Source organism: Acetobacter aceti NBRC 14818, from assembly GCF_000193495.2.
Lineage (GTDB): Bacteria > Pseudomonadota > Alphaproteobacteria > Acetobacterales > Acetobacteraceae > Acetobacter > Acetobacter aceti.
Window position 1 is genome coordinate 235,901 of record NZ_AP023410.1, and the last position, 15,429, is coordinate 251,329.

Below are 15,429 nucleotides of genomic sequence, written 5' to 3' on the forward strand. Positions count from 1 at the left end.
AAGTTGCCGGGGAAGGCAACCTAACGGGTGCGCCCTCATAGCACGTTTCCCGCGAAGCGGAAATTAACCTGCACGGCGCACTCCGAAGGTGTGTGGAAACCAGTGTTATCAGGAACGAAGGCAGGCGACTGCCGCTTCGTGAAGAGCCCGGTTGCCAGTGGCGAGCACGGTACGATCCCCATCGTGACGCAATGTCTGGCCATTCCAGTCGGTCATGATTCCACCGGCGCCTTCCACGATGGGGACCAGAGCGCTCCAGTCCCATGGCTTCATATCGCACTCCGCGATGACATCGATATGCCCGCCAGCCAGCAGACCATAAGCGTAGCAATCGCCTCCCCAACTGACCCGCTTGGCAGCGGCTTTCAGTGTGTTCCATACGGGACGAGGCGCGTCTTCCAGCATTTCCGGTGATGTGCAGGAAAGATCGGCTTCCGCCAGACTGGCGCACGGGCGGGTCGTGATGGGAGCGAAACCGGACGGCTCCCCGAATCCGGAGCGAAACAGCGTTGGGCGACCTTCCACGCCGATCCAGCGTTCACCGGTGACGGGCTGATCGATGATGCCGATGATCGGCTTGCCCTCGAAGGAGAGCGAAATCAGTGTGCCAAACGTCGGACGTCCCGTGATGAAGGCGCGGGTACCGTCGATGGGATCGAGCGTCCACTGATAGCCGCTGGTGCTTTCGTGCAGACCGAATTCCTCACCCAGAATCGCATGGTCGGGATGCAGTTCGGCAAGCTGGGCGCGCATGACCCGCTCGGCCATGCGGTCGGCAATTGTGACCGGGCTTTCATCGCTTTTGTCGGAGGGGGCGAGGCGGGAGCGGAAGAAGGGGCGGATGACGGCCCCGGCCACGTCTGCGAGCGCGTGAGCCGTTCTGACAAGCTGGTCGAGATCGTGGGACATGAGCGATTTCCGTTCTGGTTGAAGGACGTTTTTCTGTCAGTGCAGGGTTTTGAGCCAAGCGATGATATCGGCGCGCCCGTTGATGTCTGGGAGACCGCGAAATGACATCCGCGTGCCGGGACTGAAGGCCGCCGGGTTTCGCAGCCAGGCGTTCAGCCGGGCCTCATCCCACTGACCACCGAGAGAAACGAGGCTGCTGGAATAGGTATAGCCCGGCTGTCTGCCGGTGGGGCGACCATACACGCCGAACAGGGAAGGACCGGCGGTGTCCTGAGCAGAGGGCGTGAAGCTGTGGCAGCGGGAGCAGATCGCATTGGCCAGAATGGCGCCATTTTCGACATTGCCTGTGGGGAATGGTGCTGCCGGGTCATCTTCCGGTGTAACAATGACCGGTCGGGTGGGGAGACGGTCAGGGATCACCATGGACCCGGTGAGCCACGAGGCACCCATCATCGCCGCGACGAGAAGGATGACAAAAGCCCCACGATTGGCTGCCGCGAAGTCCATTGGTGAGAAGGCGTCCCTGTCTGCCGCTCCGAACCCGCCGGAAAAGACCGTTCGACAGGTGTTTCGGGGTACTGTTGCGTCAATCGACTGTCTTTCCTAGAGTGCGCCCCGCTTCATGTGAAGCCATCGGCTGAATACACGCCGTTTTCTCCCACTCTCAGGTTTCCATACGCTGCAATGATCAGCCCGATCGTCATCATTCCCGCCCGCATGGCGTCCTCACGTCTACCGGGTAAACCGATGGCCGACATTGCAGGACGCCCCATGATTCTTCATGTGCTCGAACGCGCTCGGATAGCGGCAGTCGGGCGTGTGGTCGTGGCGGCCGCCGAACAGGAAATTGTCGATGTGGTGAGGCAGGCGGGCGGTGAGGCGGTTCTGACCGATCCTGATCTGGCGTCGGGTTCGGACCGTGTGCATGCAGCCCTGCGCGAGGTCGATCCGACTGGCGAGCATGATGTGATCGTCAATCTTCAAGGGGATCTGCCGGGGCTGGACCCGGTGACGCTTCAGGCCGCTTTGCTCCCGTTGCAGGATCCGGCGACGGACATCGGCACACTGGTCGCGCCCATAACAGAAGAGCGGGAAGCGAAGGCTGAATCAGTGGTCAAGGTTGCCTGCGCGTTTGTTTCGGAAGACACGCAGAGCACACGCGCGCTGTATTTTTCCCGGTCCTGCATTCCGTGGGGCGCAGGGCCACTGTGGCATCACATCGGGGTCTATGCCTGGCGTCGTCAGGCGCTTGAGCGCTTTGTGGCGCTGCCGGAGTCTCCGCTGGAAAAGAGAGAGCGTCTGGAGCAGTTGCGAGCCTTGGAAAACGGCATGATTATTGGGTGTGCACGCGTGGAAAAAGCGCCGTTCGGTGTCGATACGCCGGATGATCTGAAAAGAGCGCGTCGGATTTTGGGAGAGCAGCTGTGACGGCCGGACACTCGCACGGGCGGATCGCCTTTCAGGGACGCCCCGGTGCCTATTCCGATCTTGCCTGCCGCACGGCTTATCCCGGCTGGACAACAGTCCCTTGCGAGACTTTCGCTGGCGCGATTGCCGCTGTGCATGACGGCAAGGCGGATCTGGCCATGCTGGCCTGCGAAAACAATCTGGCCGGTCGTGTGCCGGATATTCATGCACTGCTGCCGGAAGCCGGACTGCATATTGTCGGCGAACACTTCCAGCGGGTGGAGCATTGTCTGATGGGCGTACCGGGCGCGACGCTGGAGCAGGCTAAGAAGGTGCACACTCATCCCGTGGCGCTGGCGCAGGTGAGGGGAATGATCAGGGATCTGAATCTGACGCCTGTCGCCGAATTCGACACGGCCGGAGCCGCTGAGCTTGTGGCGAAGTGGGGGCGGGCAGAGGATGTGGCAGTGGCATCGGAGCTTGCCGCCACCTTGTATGGTTTGACAATTTTTCAGCGCAATGTCGAAGACGCCAAGCACAATACGACCCGCTTCTACATCGCCGCGCGCGAGCCGTTGCCGCTGCCGGAAGACAGACCGATCATGACCACGGTCCTGTTCAATGTCCGCAATGAACCGGGTGCTCTCTATAAGGTGTTGGGCGGATTTGCGACCAATGGCGTCAATATGACGCGTCTTGAGAGCTACATGCTTGACGGATCGTTCGCCGCGACCCAATTCCTGCTTGATGTTGAAGGACGGCCTGACAGGCCGAACCTGAAGCAGGCGCTTGCGGAACTGGAGTTCTTTTCCGCACGTTTCCGTATTCTCGGGGTCTATCCCCAGTCGCCTTTCCGGCAGCTGAAGAAAACCGGGGTGGCCTGACAGTTTCCATCATTCGTGGCATACTGACCGCCACACCTGAGTTTTGCAGCGTCGGACGACAAGAAGAAAAGCCAATGACCGAAGCCATGTTCACGGGGGCGATTACGGCCCTCATTACTCCGATGAATCGCGATGGCTCGCTCGACCTTCCGGCCTTTGACCGGCTTGTCGAATGGCAGATTGCAGAGGGAATTTCCGGCCTGGTGCCTGTGGGCACCACCGGTGAGAGCCCCACCCTGTCACACGAAGAGCATCACAAGATTGTCGAGCGGACAGTGCATGTGTCGGCAGGGCGTGTGCCTGTCATCGCGGGCGCTGGCTCCAACAGTACGGCGGAAGCGGTCGATCTGGCCAAGCATGCGGAATCCGCTGGTGCGTCTGCGGTTCTGGTGGTCTCGCCCTATTATAACAAGCCGACACAGGAAGGACTTTACCGGCATTTCATGGCTGTGGCTGATGCCATCAGGATTCCGGTCATGCTCTATAATATTCCCGGCCGCTCGGTGGTTGATATCTCAGTTGAGACCACGGCGCGTCTCGCTGCGCATGGCAACATCGTTGGTGTGAAGGACGCGACCGCCAACCTGCTGCGTCCGCTTCAGGTGCGTCGTGCCGTGACGAACAAGCATTTCAACCAGTTGTCCGGTGAAGATGGTACGGCTGTGTCCTTCCTTGCCGCCGGTGGCGATGGCTGCATCAGTGTGTCGTCGAACATCGCTCCGGCTCTCTGCTCCAGAGTGCAGAGTCTGTGGCGGGCAGGGCAGGTGAAGGAAGCCATGGCGCTTCAGGATCGTCTGCTGCCGGTTCACGACGCCATGTTCTGTGAAACCAGCCCCGGCCCCGTGAAATATGCTGCTTCATTGCTTGGTCTGGCGGGTGAGACCTGCCGTCTGCCGATTGTCCCAGTTTCAAATGACACACGGGCGACCGTCCGGGCGGCTTTGACGGAAGCTGGGCTGCTGGGCTGATCATGGCAAAGGCAGCAAAGAAGTCAGGCCTGATTTCGCACGGCATTGCCGCGCAGAACAAAAAGGGCCGCTTCAATTATACAATTATCGACACGATTGAGGCCGGGATTGTTCTGAAGGGGCCGGAGGTGAAGAGCCTGCGGTTCGGTCGGGCGACGATCACGGAAGCCTATGCAGGCGAGCGGAATGGAGAGATCTGGCTCTTCAACAGTTATATCCCGGAATATCAGGGTGGGGTGCTGTCACGTTTCGACTCGCGTGCGCCGCGCAAACTGCTTCTGCACGCCAAGCAGGTTGATCGCCTGTTGGGAGAAGTGGCCCGGGATGGTATCAGCCTCGTGCCGCTGGATATCCACTTCAATGCGCGTGGACTGGCCAAGATCACGCTGGGAATTGGGCAGGGGCGGAAGAAAGAGGACAAGCGTCACGCCATTGCGGAACGTGACTGGCAGCGCGACAAGGCGCGGCTCATGCGAAACAAGGGCCGCGAGTACTGAGTTCCGCGTCTTTCTGAAAGCTTTTCTGCGTTAGATATAAAAATACCGCCGACCTCATTGAGGCGGCGGTATTTTTATGGAGAGACGTCTGTTTTCACAGACGCCTGTTCCGTTCGGGATCAGTCAAAAGAAACTTCAGCAGCCTCTGGACCCTTCTGGCCCTGAACAACCTTCACGTTGGTGCTCTGACCTTCGTTCAGCGTCTGGACGCCTGAGCGCTCCAAAGCGGAAGCGTGAACGAAGATGTCCTTGCCGCCGCTTTCCGGTGTGATGAAGCCGAAGCCCTTTGTGGCGTTGTACCACTTTACGATGCCACGGATATCTTCAGCGTTGGACAGGTCGGGAGCCGGACGCGGAGAGCGCCCACCACCAAAGCCGCCCTGACGCGGGCCACCGAAACCACCCGGCTGACGCGGACGCTCCGGCTGGGCCGTGCTTTCGTCAACGGAGATCACTTCAGCGACCTGACGGCCCTTGGGGCCCTGTCCGATGCGAACCTGAAGCGTGGCACCGGGGCTGACACTGTCGTGGCCTGCCTGTGAAAGTGCGTTGGCATGGAGGAATACGTCACCTGAACCATCGACGAGTTCGACAAAGCCGAAGCCTTTCTCGCCGTTGAACCACTTCACTGTGGCTTCAATTTCCGGTCCGGATGCGATCACCTGCGGCCCTGCTGCCCGACGGGGCGCTCCATAACCACCACTGTTGCCACCGCGGTCACCACCATAAGGAGATGAGTTTCCACGATCATATGGCGACGGCGCGCTCATGAAATCATCGTCAAATCCGCCGCGGCGGGGGGAGCGGGAGCTGCGGTCGGTCCTGTTACTTCTCAACGGTCTTGATCCCGAGGTCTGACTGGCGAAATTTTTGTATCGCGCTGTGAATAAAACCGGCTCGGGAGAAACAGCGCCCCAGATATGGTGCTCTGTTTTGATGTACGATGTCTCATCCTGGGTCCGGCGCCCATCCCGTTTGAAGGCGGTCTGGACAGAAAGAAGAAAAGCATAAGGACAGAGGCGAACGCTACTGCCTTTTTGCGAATTTACCCTTCCTCGGGATGAATTTCTTGCAACGATAGCCTTTTCGGACCGCTGCAACCGAAAAAACGCCCTCGTTGGTGTCTTGGAAAAACACGAAAACGTGAGTTTTGGAGGACAAAATAGCCGGGAGGGCTTTTGCATTGACATTTTTCACGGCACACACAGAGAAGATAAAGCCAAACCATACCGTTTGAGATGAGCGGTCATGCGGAGAATCGGAAATATGCTCTCTCGTCCAGCACGCCGTCTTCCTCTTCAGAAACCTCTGGCGCTTTTGATAGGGACAGCACTGGGCGCATCAGGTTTCTCCCGGGCCCATGCGACGCCTCTTCAGGACAAGCAGGGCACCTGGACGATACAGGGCGAAAATGATGCGGTGACGACGCTGAAAGGAACCTCCGACCAGTATTATACCAGTGGTCTGAGGATTAACTGGACGTCGGGCACTGATAACCTGCCGGGCCCGTTCGCGATGATCAACAGAACGCTCCTCGGTGAGGGGATGCAGCGCATAAGTCTGGGTGTGCAGCAGCTGATCTTTACGCCAAGCAACACGCAGACTCCGAATCCCTCTCCACGTGACCGGCCCTATGCCGGGCTGCTGCTTGGCACCATCAACATGATCAACGACACGGATCTGTCGCGGAGCGTGTTTGGCATTCAGCTGGGCGTCATGGGACCGGACGCTCTGGGCAGACAGCTCCAGAACGGGTTCCATGGCGCAATCGGCGACACATCAAATCTGGGATGGCGCCATCAACTCGCCAACCAACCCATCTTTCAGGTTCAGGCAGGCCGGACCTGGCGGCTACCTCTGGGAACGATTGGCGGTTCCAACGGGCTGTCCTTTGATATGCTGCCAGCTGCAGCGGCCCGCATCGGTGATTATCGTATCGCGGGCACAATCGGCGATACGTTCCGTTTCGGTCAGGGACTCGACAGTGATTTCGGTGTTCCGACCATTGGCGCGGGAACGGACGGCACGGATGCCTACAAGCAGACGCGTCCTGTCGCGTGGTATTTTTTCGGCGGTGTGACGGGCAACGCCGTTGCCTATGATGCGACGCTGGAAGGCAACACGCTCCGGAAGAACTCACCGCATGTGAACAAGAAATGGGATGTGGGCGAAATTCATGCCGGTGTCGCCGTCATGTTTTACGGTCTGAGAGTGTCCTACAGTCAGGTGTGGCAGACACAGGAATTCACAACGGCCCGCTCTGGTCTGTTCAACTATGGCTCGCTCAACGTTTCCGCCAAATTCTGATTGAAGTTAGGGACAGAGTATACCTCCTGTTGACGTTCCCGTCTTATAGTGCCGGACAGCAGGAATGTGCCGGGTTATTATGATATTCCGGCCAGAAAGATCAGGTCTCACGCAATGAAATGAGGCCCGATCAGGTTATTGCGTTTGACGGGTTTTTGTCGCATAAGCCCGTCACCGTATGGCGTTTCTTCCTTGGATGGGTGGCCGAGCGGTTGAAGGCACCGGTCTTGAAAACCGGCGAACGTGCAAGCGTTCCGTGGGTTCGAATCCCACCCCATCCGCCATACCTTGGATTGTTCCGCAGAATACCGCAAAATAATTACATCCTTAGACAATTAAAAATCAGCCTTAGACAATCAGCGCAATTTCTTCACGCTGGTTTCGGCCATCTTTTGCTGTGACGCGGCGCGGGTATATCGGCTGACCTCTGACAGCGTTTTGTGTCCAGTGATGGCGGCGATTTCATGCGGCGAGCAGCCTGCTTCAGCCAGCCTTCGAGCAACCGCTTTCCTGAGCCCATGAGGCGAACAGTTATCCGGCAGCCCTGCTTCTTGGCACCAGTCTTTGAAGACATTGTAGAAACCATTCGCCGAGAGAGCGTTGCCTCGCGCCCCAGTGAGAAACGTCTTTGAGTTTCCGCTCCATTGGTCGATCTCGATCTGCAGCGTGGGATGAATGGGAATGAACAATTCTGTCTTCGTCTTCTGCTGCCGGACGTAGATCATTCCATCGCGGATATTGTCTGGCCCAATCCGCACCGCGTCAGACCGCGTCTGCCCAGTGTAAAGCAGAAGTGCGAATGTGAGCCGTTGATAGGTTCCGGATGGCCACCTCCTCTCATATGCGTCAATCTCTTCATCGCTCCATGAGTGGATGCCCTGCGAGGCGTTCATTTTTGGAGGCTTAATGCCAACCGTCGCATCATTCTCCAGCCAGCCGATGCTGATTCCATACTGCGCCAGCAGGCGCAAAATAATAAGTATGCGCGCCCCGGTGGTTGGTGAATCCCTGCCCATGGTAGAGACGATCACCCAAGCGTTGCCGGACATTGGTATCGTAATTGCGTTGATTGTGCGGGTTATGTTCAAATGGTAATCTTTCCATTGTATGGAAGCTTCACTCTATGTCCGCATACCCCTATCTCGCCCGCTGGAAAGCAGAGATCAGTCGAAGCCCGAATGCGATCTACCTGACGATCGCGGACGCACTGGCTCTTTCCATCCGCAAGGGTGATCTGCGGGAAGGAGACAGGTTGCCGCCACAGCGAACGATTGCGGAGTATCTCGGTACCAATCTGACGACTGTGACCCGAGCGTTCACCGAGGCTCGGCGGCGCGGCCTGATTGACGCGACGGTGGGCCGGGGCACGTTCGTTCGTGTCGGTGCCGGGGAGAGCCATTGGCGCCATACGGGACCAGCTGTGGTCGATCTGACCATGAATCTGCCGCCGATCCCGCAGGATCCGCCTCTGCAACGGATCATCCAGAGTGACATTACCACTATCCTGAAACAGCAGGATCTGAACAGCCTGATGTCCTATCGGGTAACGGGCGGCACTTTGGAGGAGCGCCAGCTTGGCGCAAAATGGATCGCGCCCGTCATCGGGCAGCGGCGCACGGATGAAATCCTTGTCTCACCGGGCGCCCAGAGTGCGCTTGCGGCGATTGTCAGCACGCATACCCAGCCCGGCGATGTCATTGTCACCGACCGCATCGCCTATCCCGGTATTCGGACCATCGCGGCGCAGTTTGATCTTATTCTGGTCGGTGTGGACAGCGACATGGAAGGCATGATGCCGGATCAGCTTGATCGGGTCTGCGCCGAGCATCATCCCCGACTGCTCTACTGCATCCCGACCATCCACAATCCCACCACGGCCACCATGTCCCTGCAACGGCGCAAGGACATCCTGAAGGTCGCCCAGCACCATCATCTGCATATTGCTGAAGACGATCCATACAGTCTTCTGATGGACAATCCGCTGCCTGCGTTGGCGGCCCTCGACCATAACCGTGTCAGCTACGTGGCTACTCTCGCCAAGACACTCAGTCCGGGCCTGCGCACGGCGTATGTCGCCCTGCCCAACGCGGACATGACCCGGCGCGTTACGGCGGCGATCCGGGCTATAGCTCTCACCAATGCCGGTCTGCTCAGTGCGCTCACGGCACGGTGGATGCAGACAGGGCAGGCGCATACAATTCTGCACGCTATCCAGAAGGAACTGCGTCTGCGCCAGTCGATTGCCCGGAAGGTGCTTGGGGAAGGGCACTGCATGAACCCCGACGGACCGCATGTCTGGTTAAAACTGCCGGACTGGTGGGGCAGCGCGGATTTCGTCGCCTATGCCCGCAGGCGCGGTCTGGCGCTGGTGCCCAGCACCGTTTTTGCCATCAGCGGTGAGCCCCCGCAGCGCGCACGGATCGCCTTGGGCAGTGCACCTGACGCCGCAAGCCTTGAGGAATCCCTGCATGGGGTCCTGTCAGTCCTGCAGCACAAGCGTTCTCCCGGTTTTGCCGATATTGTGTGACCTGACAGCACGATCAGGAATGGTTGGAATCGCCTGATTCCCAGAGGCTGTTCGCGACCGCGCGAAAAACAAAATCGCTTTCGGTTCACGAATGCGTGAAATAAATATCCTTATAAAACAAAGAGGTATTCAATTTTCTTCCGATTGTCATGCCCGTTAATGCTTTTTGTATGGATCTGTCTTGGCTGGAAACAGGTCTGTCACATGCTTTGCGTCGTTTGTCATGCATAGATCAGGCATACAATATTTTGTCTCCCCATCATCCCATGTCACGTTCGTTTCGGCAAAGCGGTCAGCTCCGGCTTCTCGCTGGAGACCGCAGCACACGGGAGACATACCATGCCGAAAGTCGAACACGCTCCGTACAAAGATGGCGACTGCTTCGTCGATTATGAAAACAAGGTTTTTGAGGACGTCAAAGCCAAACCCGGCGAAAAAGCCCTTATCACCTTCCACACCGTTGCCAATGAAGGCTCGGTCGGGTTCGTAAATCTTCTGCAGGCCACTCGTCTGATCCGTAAAGGTTTCGAGACGTCGGTGCTGCTGTATGGGCCGGGTGTCACCCTTGGAGTGCAGCGCGGCTTTCCCCGTCTGGGCGACGAAGCCTTTCCGGGGCACATGAACTGCAACAAGCAGATCGCGAAAATCCTTGAAGAGGGCGGTAAAGTCTATGCCTGTCGCTTCGCGCTTCAGGCTCTCTATGGCTACGGCGAGCAGAACCTGATCCCCGGCATCACGCCGATCAACCCGCAGGACGTGCTGGACATCATCCTGCTGGCCCGGCGCGACAACGCCTTCATCCTCAATACCTGGACTCTCTGAAGGCCGAAGGAAGGACCGCACGCCATGTCCCGTATCGTTCGCGCCGCAGCGATCCAGATCAGTCCCGTCCTTGGCGATGATGGTCTGGGAACTGCCCGGAAAGTCTGTCAGGCCATCCGCGATGCCGCCGAAAAAAGTGTGAAGCTTGCGGTCTTTCCTGAAACCTTCGTGCCCTATTATCCCTATTTCTCATTCATCCAGCCGGCTTTCTGTTTCGGCGGCGAACATCTGGAACTTTACGAGCGCGCCGTCGTCATTCCTGGTCCGGTCACCGACATGGTCGCCGAAGCCGCGCGTGACACCGGCATGGTCGTCGTGCTGGGTGTAAACGAGCGCGATTTCGGCACGCTTTACAACACGCAGATCATCTTTGATGCGACAGGTGAGATCCTTCTCAAACGCCGCAAGATCACGCCCACCTACCATGAGCGGATGGTCTGGGGACAGGGCGATGGCGCAGGGCTGAAAGTGGTGGACAGTGCCGCCGGTCGTATCGGCGCGCTGGCCTGCTGGGAGCATTACAACCCGCTCGCCCGCTATGCGCTGATGACCCAGCACGAGGAAATCCATTGCGCCCAGTTCCCCGGTTCGCTGGTTGGGCAGATCTTTGCCGACCAGATGGAAGTTACCATCCGGCATCATGCACTGGAGTCCGGCTGCTTTGTCGTAAACGCCACGGGCTGGCTGACGGAAGAGCAGATCACGGAGATCGCCCGCGATCCCGCGCTGGAAGGGCCGCTGCGTGGTGGGTGCTTTACGGCCATTGTCTCCCCCGAAGGGAAACTGCTCGGCACACCGCTGACAGAAGGCGAGGGGATGGTGATTGCCGATCTCGATTTCGCCCTGATCACCAAGCGCAAGCGGATGATGGACTCAGTGGGCCATTACGCACGCCCCGAGTTGCTGAGTCTGCTTCAGGACCGGCGTCCGGCGCGCACGGTGCATTATGTCGGTGAGCACGGAGCTGTTGAGCCGATTGGTCCCTCCAATGACGAGGCCAAGCTATGACTGTACCAACACTCGGCACGCTTTCCGGTCGTAAGCTCGTCACGGATCTGCAGTCCTTCGGGCTTCAGATCGGCGAAGATATTGGCGGCATCGCTCGCAAGGGCGGAGCTGGTCCTTCGGATCACAAGACAATCACCATCGCGGGTCAGACTGTCATGGTTCCGGTCTATACATCTGGCGCGCAGCGGTCTCCGTTTCAGGCCAGTCCGCCTGACCAGAGCGGCGTCAGCACGCTGCTGCGTGACGGTCAGACGCTGGGCACAATCCATTTTCCGGCTGCCCCGCGCTTTTACGGGCTGAGCACGGCAGACGGTATTCCCTACTGGAAGATCGCGCTGTTGCATGGCCGTGACACGTTGGCGACCACGGTGCACCAGACCTGCATCCGCTACGCCGACCGGCGCACGTCCTGCCAGTTCTGCGCCATTGGCCAGTCACTGGAGGCTGATCGCACCATTGCCTACAAGACGCCAGCACAGCTGGCCGAGGTCGCCAAAGCCGCCGTGGAACTGGACGGCGTGCGCGACATGGTGCTGACCACCGGCACGCCTAACGTGGTGGACCGGGGTGCAGCCGTGCTGGCGGACTCTGCCCGCGCCATCAAGGCGGCGGTGGATCTACCGCTTCAGGTGCAATGCGAGCCGCCACGCGATCACGGCTGGTTCCAGCGTCTGCGCGATGCTGGGGCCGACAGTCTGGGGATGCATCTCGAAGCCGCTACGCAGGCGGTGCGCGAGAAGATCATGCCCGGTAAGGCGACAATCAGCGTCGATCGCTATATGGACGCTTTCGCCAGCGCTGTGCCAATCTTCGGACGTGGGCAGGTCAATACCTATATTCTGGCCGGTCTTGGCGACAGCGCCGAGGACATTCTGGCGCTGGCCGAACGGCTGATTACGCTGGGGGTGTATCCCTTTGTGGTGCCGTTCGTGCCTATCTCCGGCACCCCGCTGGAAAATCATGTTCCGCCTTCAGCCGATTTCATGAAATCCGTTCTGGCGCCGCTTGGGCGGATGTTGCGGGAAGCCAGCATGAAATCCACCGACATCCGGGCCGGATGTGGCCGGTGCGGCGCCTGTTCCTCGCTTTCGGCGTATGAACAATGACCGCGATCCTCGAAGGCGTGGTAGACCGGCCGTTTATTCCGACGGAATATGTCGTGCGTCTTGCCCGCACGCCATGGGAGTGCGCTGGCTATCACGCGCTCCGTCGCGAAGTGTTCTGTCGTGAGCAGCATGTTTTTACAGAGGATGACCGCGACGCAATCGATGATGTCGCCATTCCCATCATCGCCGCCTGCTGTATGGCGGGGATGCCGGACCGGGTTGTGGGAGCGGTGCGCATCCATGAAGCTGAACCCGGCATCTGGCGTGGTTCCCGTCTGGCTGTGCATGAAGATCACCGCAAGCTGGGGCGGATAGGGGCGGAACTTATCCGGATGGCGGTCAGCACGGCGCATGGGCTTGGGGCCACGCGGTTTCTGGCTCAGGTGCAGGAGCAGAACGTGCTGTTCTTCCGCCGCCTGCACTGGAAGAGCCTCGGCGTCGTCACGCTGCATGGTCTGCCGCATCACGATATGGAGGCCGATCTGTCACGCTATCCGGCACACGGTCTGGATCAGATCTGGCTGCTGCGTCCGCAGCCCCGGATACGACAGGTGGCGTGATGGCACACGCACTCACCACACTGCTGAACACGCTCCGGAACGGTCGCGCCCTGGTGGGTAAACAGGACATCGCCGAAACTGCGGCAATCCTGAAACCTGTCAGCCCGGACGTTATCCGGCTTGGCGATGACTGCGCTGCGATCCCTGATGGTGATGGTTATCTCCTGCTGGCCAGCGAGGGCTTTCAGGACAGCTTTGTCCGCTCAATGCCATGGTTTGCCGGGTATTGTGGTGTGATGGTCAATGTCAGCGACATCGCGGCGATGGGTGGTCGTCCCGTGGCCGTGGTGGATGCGTTGTGGAGCGATACGTCCGAGGCGGCCGCGTCCATTCTGACCGGTCTGCATGAAGGTGCGCGCACCTATGGCGTGCCGGTTGTTGGCGGACACACCAACATGCGCAGCACCCATAACTCGCTGTCGGTGGCGATCCTCGGCCGTGCCCGTCATCTGCTGACCAGCTTCGATGCAAGACCGGGCGAGGTTCTGATCGCCGCCATCGACCTGCGTGGCCGCTGGCACGACCCGCATCCGTTCTGGGATGCAAGCTCCGCCCTGTGCGGCACCGACGGGGCGGCACGTCTGCGGGGTGATCTCGAACTTCTTCCGTGCATAGCCGAGGATGGGCTGAGCCGCGCCGCCAAGGACATCAGCATGGCCGGACTGCTGGGCACCGCCCTCATGCTGGCCGAATGTTCGGGCGTGGGCATGACTATCGCGCTCGATGACATTCCGCGCCCCGATGACGCGCCTATGGCGCGCTGGCTCTCCGCATTCCCCAGCTATGGCTACCTGCTCACGGCGCGCCCCGAAGATGCCGAAGCGATCATGGCCCGGTTTCGTGGGCGTGATATTGCGGCTTCTGTCATCGGGCAGTGTGACAGCACGCAGCGGCTGGATGTCACATGGGCGGACGAGAAAGAAACCTTCTGGGATCTCGCACGGACGCCGCTCATGGGGTTTGCACCATGAGACTGTACATTGGCATTCTGACTCATTCGACCAATCCGCGCGGCGGTGTGGTGCACGGCATGGCTCTGGCGGAAGCCCTGTGTGACGCGGGTCATGACGCAACGCTGATCGCACCGGACGTGATAGGAGCCGGTTTCTTCCGCACGCCCCGCTGCGCCACACGCTGCATCCCGGCCGCATCTGTGCCTGACCTGCCAGCACTGGTGGAGCGTCGTATTGGCGAGATCAGAGACGCACTGCGCGGGCAGCATTTTGACGTGCTGCATGCGCAGGACCCGATCAGCGCCAATGCGCTGGCCGATCTGGTGGAAGAGGGGCAGATACCGGGCTTTGCCCGCACGGTTCATCATCTGGACCGTTTCTCCCACCCCGGTCTCGCGGCTCGCCAGACACGGGGCCTGACGGCTGCGACCGAACTTTTCACGGTCAGTCAGCTCTGGGAGGACACGCTCCTCACCGAATACGGGCGGCATGCCCCTGTGGTGGGGAATGGTGTCGATCTGACAAGGTTTTTTCCGGAGCCCGGTCTGCGCGATCAGGAACTTCGCGCACGGTATGGGCTTCCGCGGAACGCACGTCTTGTGCTGTCGGTCGGCGGGATCGAGATTCGAAAAAACACGCTTATTCTTCTTGAAGCTTTTGAGATGCTGTATCGGGAGCAGTCCGATCTGCATCTTGTGATTGCCGGAGGCGCGTCCCTGCTGGACCATTCCGACTATCGTCGTCTTTTCGATGAGCAGATTCAGAGTGGCAGTCTGGCAAACACGGTGACTGTGACAGGTACGATTGCGGATGACGATATGCCCGCACTGTATCGGCAGTCTTCCGTGCTGGCCTATCCTTCAAGGACGGAAGGCTTCGGCCTGTGCCCGCTCGAAGCTCTGGCCTGCGGAATCCCCGTGGTGGTGCCGGCCGCACCCCCTTTCACGGAGCATCTTCATACTCTCGAGGCATTCTGGTGCCAGCCCGAGAGTTCCGAAACACTTGTCTGCGCGTTGCGCGACGCTCTGAGCGTCCGGAGCCCGGCCCGTTTCCGGGTCAGCGGCCCCGCAACGGCCCGCCGTTTCGACTGGCGCAGCGTCGCCAGTCGGCATCTCCCCGCATACCGGCGTCTCGCGGCGCTGCCGCACGCTGGCGTCCCTGCTTCAGGAGTTTTGTCATCATGCCCGAAATGACCTTTCGCGTGCGCTGGCCCGATGGGAAGGAGACCGACTGTTACTCCCCATCGCTGGTCATAAGGGACCACTTCACGCCCGGTCAGGATTATCCGGTCCGGGAGTTTCTTGAAAAGGCGGACACGGCCCTGACGGAAGCCAGTGAGCGGGTTCGTGCGCGCTACGGCTTCCCGTGCAGCCGCGCCCTTGGTCAGCTTCACACCATTCGACAGGCCGGCGCGCCCTTTCTCAATCAACCCGATGCGCAGGTGCGCGTCCTGTCTTTCAGATCCTGAGACGGAATATTCT

17 protein-coding genes and 1 tRNA gene are annotated in these 15,429 nt (G+C 59.6%); 14 read left to right on the plus strand and 4 right to left on the minus strand.

Translation table 11 applies throughout. The features are described 5' to 3' along the window. Window positions 1-108: 108 nt before the first annotated feature. Complete coding sequence (hisN, locus tag EMQ_RS01045; protein ID WP_010668838.1) at window positions 109-909, minus strand: histidinol-phosphatase; 801 nt, start codon at window positions 907-909, stop codon at window positions 109-111. A gap of 36 nt (window positions 910-945) precedes the next feature. Further along, window positions 946-1,416 carry a c-type cytochrome gene (locus tag EMQ_RS01050; RefSeq protein ID WP_010668837.1) on the minus strand — a complete coding sequence of 157 codons (471 nt, stop codon included), beginning with the start codon at window positions 1,414-1,416 and terminating at the stop codon, window positions 946-948. Window positions 1,417-1,593: 177 nt separating this feature from the next. On the opposite strand from EMQ_RS01050, the gene EMQ_RS01055 reads away from it, so the two are divergent. The 4 genes from EMQ_RS01055 to smpB all read left to right on the plus strand — a co-directional run bounded on the left by EMQ_RS01055 (window position 1,594) and on the right by smpB (window position 4,665). Further along, window positions 1,594-2,337, plus strand: coding sequence for a 3-deoxy-manno-octulosonate cytidylyltransferase (locus EMQ_RS01055; RefSeq protein ID WP_018307621.1), 744 nt, complete (start codon window positions 1,594-1,596; stop codon window positions 2,335-2,337). Continuing rightward, window positions 2,334-3,200 (plus strand): prephenate dehydratase, encoded by an 867-nt coding sequence (locus tag EMQ_RS01060; RefSeq protein ID WP_018307620.1) that lies wholly within the window; start codon window positions 2,334-2,336, stop codon window positions 3,198-3,200. The genes EMQ_RS01055 and EMQ_RS01060 overlap by 4 nt, the downstream gene beginning before the upstream one ends. Window positions 3,201-3,274: 74 nt before the next feature. After that, window positions 3,275-4,168: a 4-hydroxy-tetrahydrodipicolinate synthase gene (dapA, locus tag EMQ_RS01065; protein ID WP_018307619.1), complete on the plus strand. Its 894-nt coding sequence runs from the start codon at window positions 3,275-3,277 to the stop codon at window positions 4,166-4,168. A gap of 2 nt (window positions 4,169-4,170) precedes the next feature. Beyond that, entirely contained in the window at window positions 4,171-4,665 is a 495-nt protein-coding gene (gene smpB, locus EMQ_RS01070) for an SsrA-binding protein SmpB (RefSeq protein ID WP_010668314.1), read from the plus strand. A 119-nt stretch (window positions 4,666-4,784) separates the two neighbouring features. Here smpB and EMQ_RS17295 read toward each other — a convergent pair whose 3' ends face one another. Beyond that, window positions 4,785-5,501 (minus strand): cold-shock protein, encoded by a 717-nt coding sequence (locus tag EMQ_RS17295; protein ID WP_026199897.1) that lies wholly within the window; start codon window positions 5,499-5,501, stop codon window positions 4,785-4,787. A 430-nt stretch (window positions 5,502-5,931) separates the two neighbouring features. On the opposite strand from EMQ_RS17295, the gene EMQ_RS01080 reads away from it, so the two are divergent. Together EMQ_RS01080 and EMQ_RS01085 are read left to right on the plus strand one after the other, a co-directional pair. Beyond that, window positions 5,932-6,972, plus strand: a complete 1,041-nt coding sequence (locus EMQ_RS01080; RefSeq protein ID WP_010666480.1) for a lipid A deacylase LpxR family protein — start codon at window positions 5,932-5,934, stop codon at window positions 6,970-6,972. Between the two features lie 194 nt (window positions 6,973-7,166). Further along, a tRNA-Ser gene (locus EMQ_RS01085) sits at window positions 7,167-7,256 on the plus strand. A 72-nt stretch (window positions 7,257-7,328) separates the two neighbouring features. Here EMQ_RS01085 and EMQ_RS01090 read toward each other — a convergent pair. Beyond that, window positions 7,329-8,021: a tyrosine-type recombinase/integrase gene (locus tag EMQ_RS01090; RefSeq protein ID WP_010666479.1), complete on the minus strand. Its 693-nt coding sequence runs from the start codon at window positions 8,019-8,021 to the stop codon at window positions 7,329-7,331. A 74-nt stretch (window positions 8,022-8,095) separates the two neighbouring features. On the opposite strand from EMQ_RS01090, the gene EMQ_RS01095 reads away from it, so the two are divergent. The 8 genes from EMQ_RS01095 (at window position 8,096) to EMQ_RS01130 (ending at window position 15,416) form a co-directional block, all read left to right on the plus strand. Next, window positions 8,096-9,499, plus strand: a complete 1,404-nt coding sequence (locus EMQ_RS01095) for an aminotransferase-like domain-containing protein (protein ID WP_010666478.1) — start codon at window positions 8,096-8,098, stop codon at window positions 9,497-9,499. A 339-nt stretch (window positions 9,500-9,838) separates the two neighbouring features. Then, window positions 9,839-10,321: an MSMEG_0572/Sll0783 family nitrogen starvation response protein gene (locus EMQ_RS01100; RefSeq protein ID WP_010666477.1), complete on the plus strand. Its 483-nt coding sequence runs from the start codon at window positions 9,839-9,841 to the stop codon at window positions 10,319-10,321. 24 nt (window positions 10,322-10,345) lie between these two features. Further along, window positions 10,346-11,329 (plus strand): Nit6803 family nitrilase, encoded by a 984-nt coding sequence (locus tag EMQ_RS01105; RefSeq protein WP_010666476.1) that lies wholly within the window; start codon window positions 10,346-10,348, stop codon window positions 11,327-11,329. Then, on the plus strand, window positions 11,326-12,435 hold the full coding sequence (locus EMQ_RS01110) for an MSMEG_0568 family radical SAM protein (protein ID WP_010666475.1): 1,110 nt from the start codon (window positions 11,326-11,328) through the stop codon (window positions 12,433-12,435). Before EMQ_RS01105 ends, EMQ_RS01110 begins: the two co-directional genes overlap by 4 nt. Then, a complete protein-coding gene (locus tag EMQ_RS01115; RefSeq protein WP_010666474.1) occupies window positions 12,432-12,995 on the plus strand; it encodes an MSMEG_0567/Sll0786 family nitrogen starvation N-acetyltransferase in 564 nt (187 codons plus the stop codon). The genes EMQ_RS01110 and EMQ_RS01115 overlap by 4 nt, the downstream gene beginning before the upstream one ends. Beyond that, window positions 12,992-13,966, plus strand: a complete 975-nt coding sequence (locus tag EMQ_RS01120; RefSeq protein ID WP_026199896.1) for a sll0787 family AIR synthase-like protein — start codon at window positions 12,992-12,994, stop codon at window positions 13,964-13,966. Before EMQ_RS01115 ends, EMQ_RS01120 begins: the two co-directional genes overlap by 4 nt. Then, complete coding sequence (locus EMQ_RS01125) at window positions 13,963-15,141, plus strand: MSMEG_0565 family glycosyltransferase (protein ID WP_010666472.1); 1,179 nt, start codon at window positions 13,963-13,965, stop codon at window positions 15,139-15,141. Before EMQ_RS01120 ends, EMQ_RS01125 begins: the two co-directional genes overlap by 4 nt. Further along, the gene (locus EMQ_RS01130; RefSeq protein ID WP_010666471.1) at window positions 15,129-15,416 is read left to right on the plus strand and encodes an MSMEG_0570 family nitrogen starvation response protein; all 288 of its coding nucleotides are present in this window, start codon (window positions 15,129-15,131) and stop codon (window positions 15,414-15,416) included. The genes EMQ_RS01125 and EMQ_RS01130 overlap by 13 nt, the downstream gene beginning before the upstream one ends. Window positions 15,417-15,429: the final 13 nt, after the last annotated feature.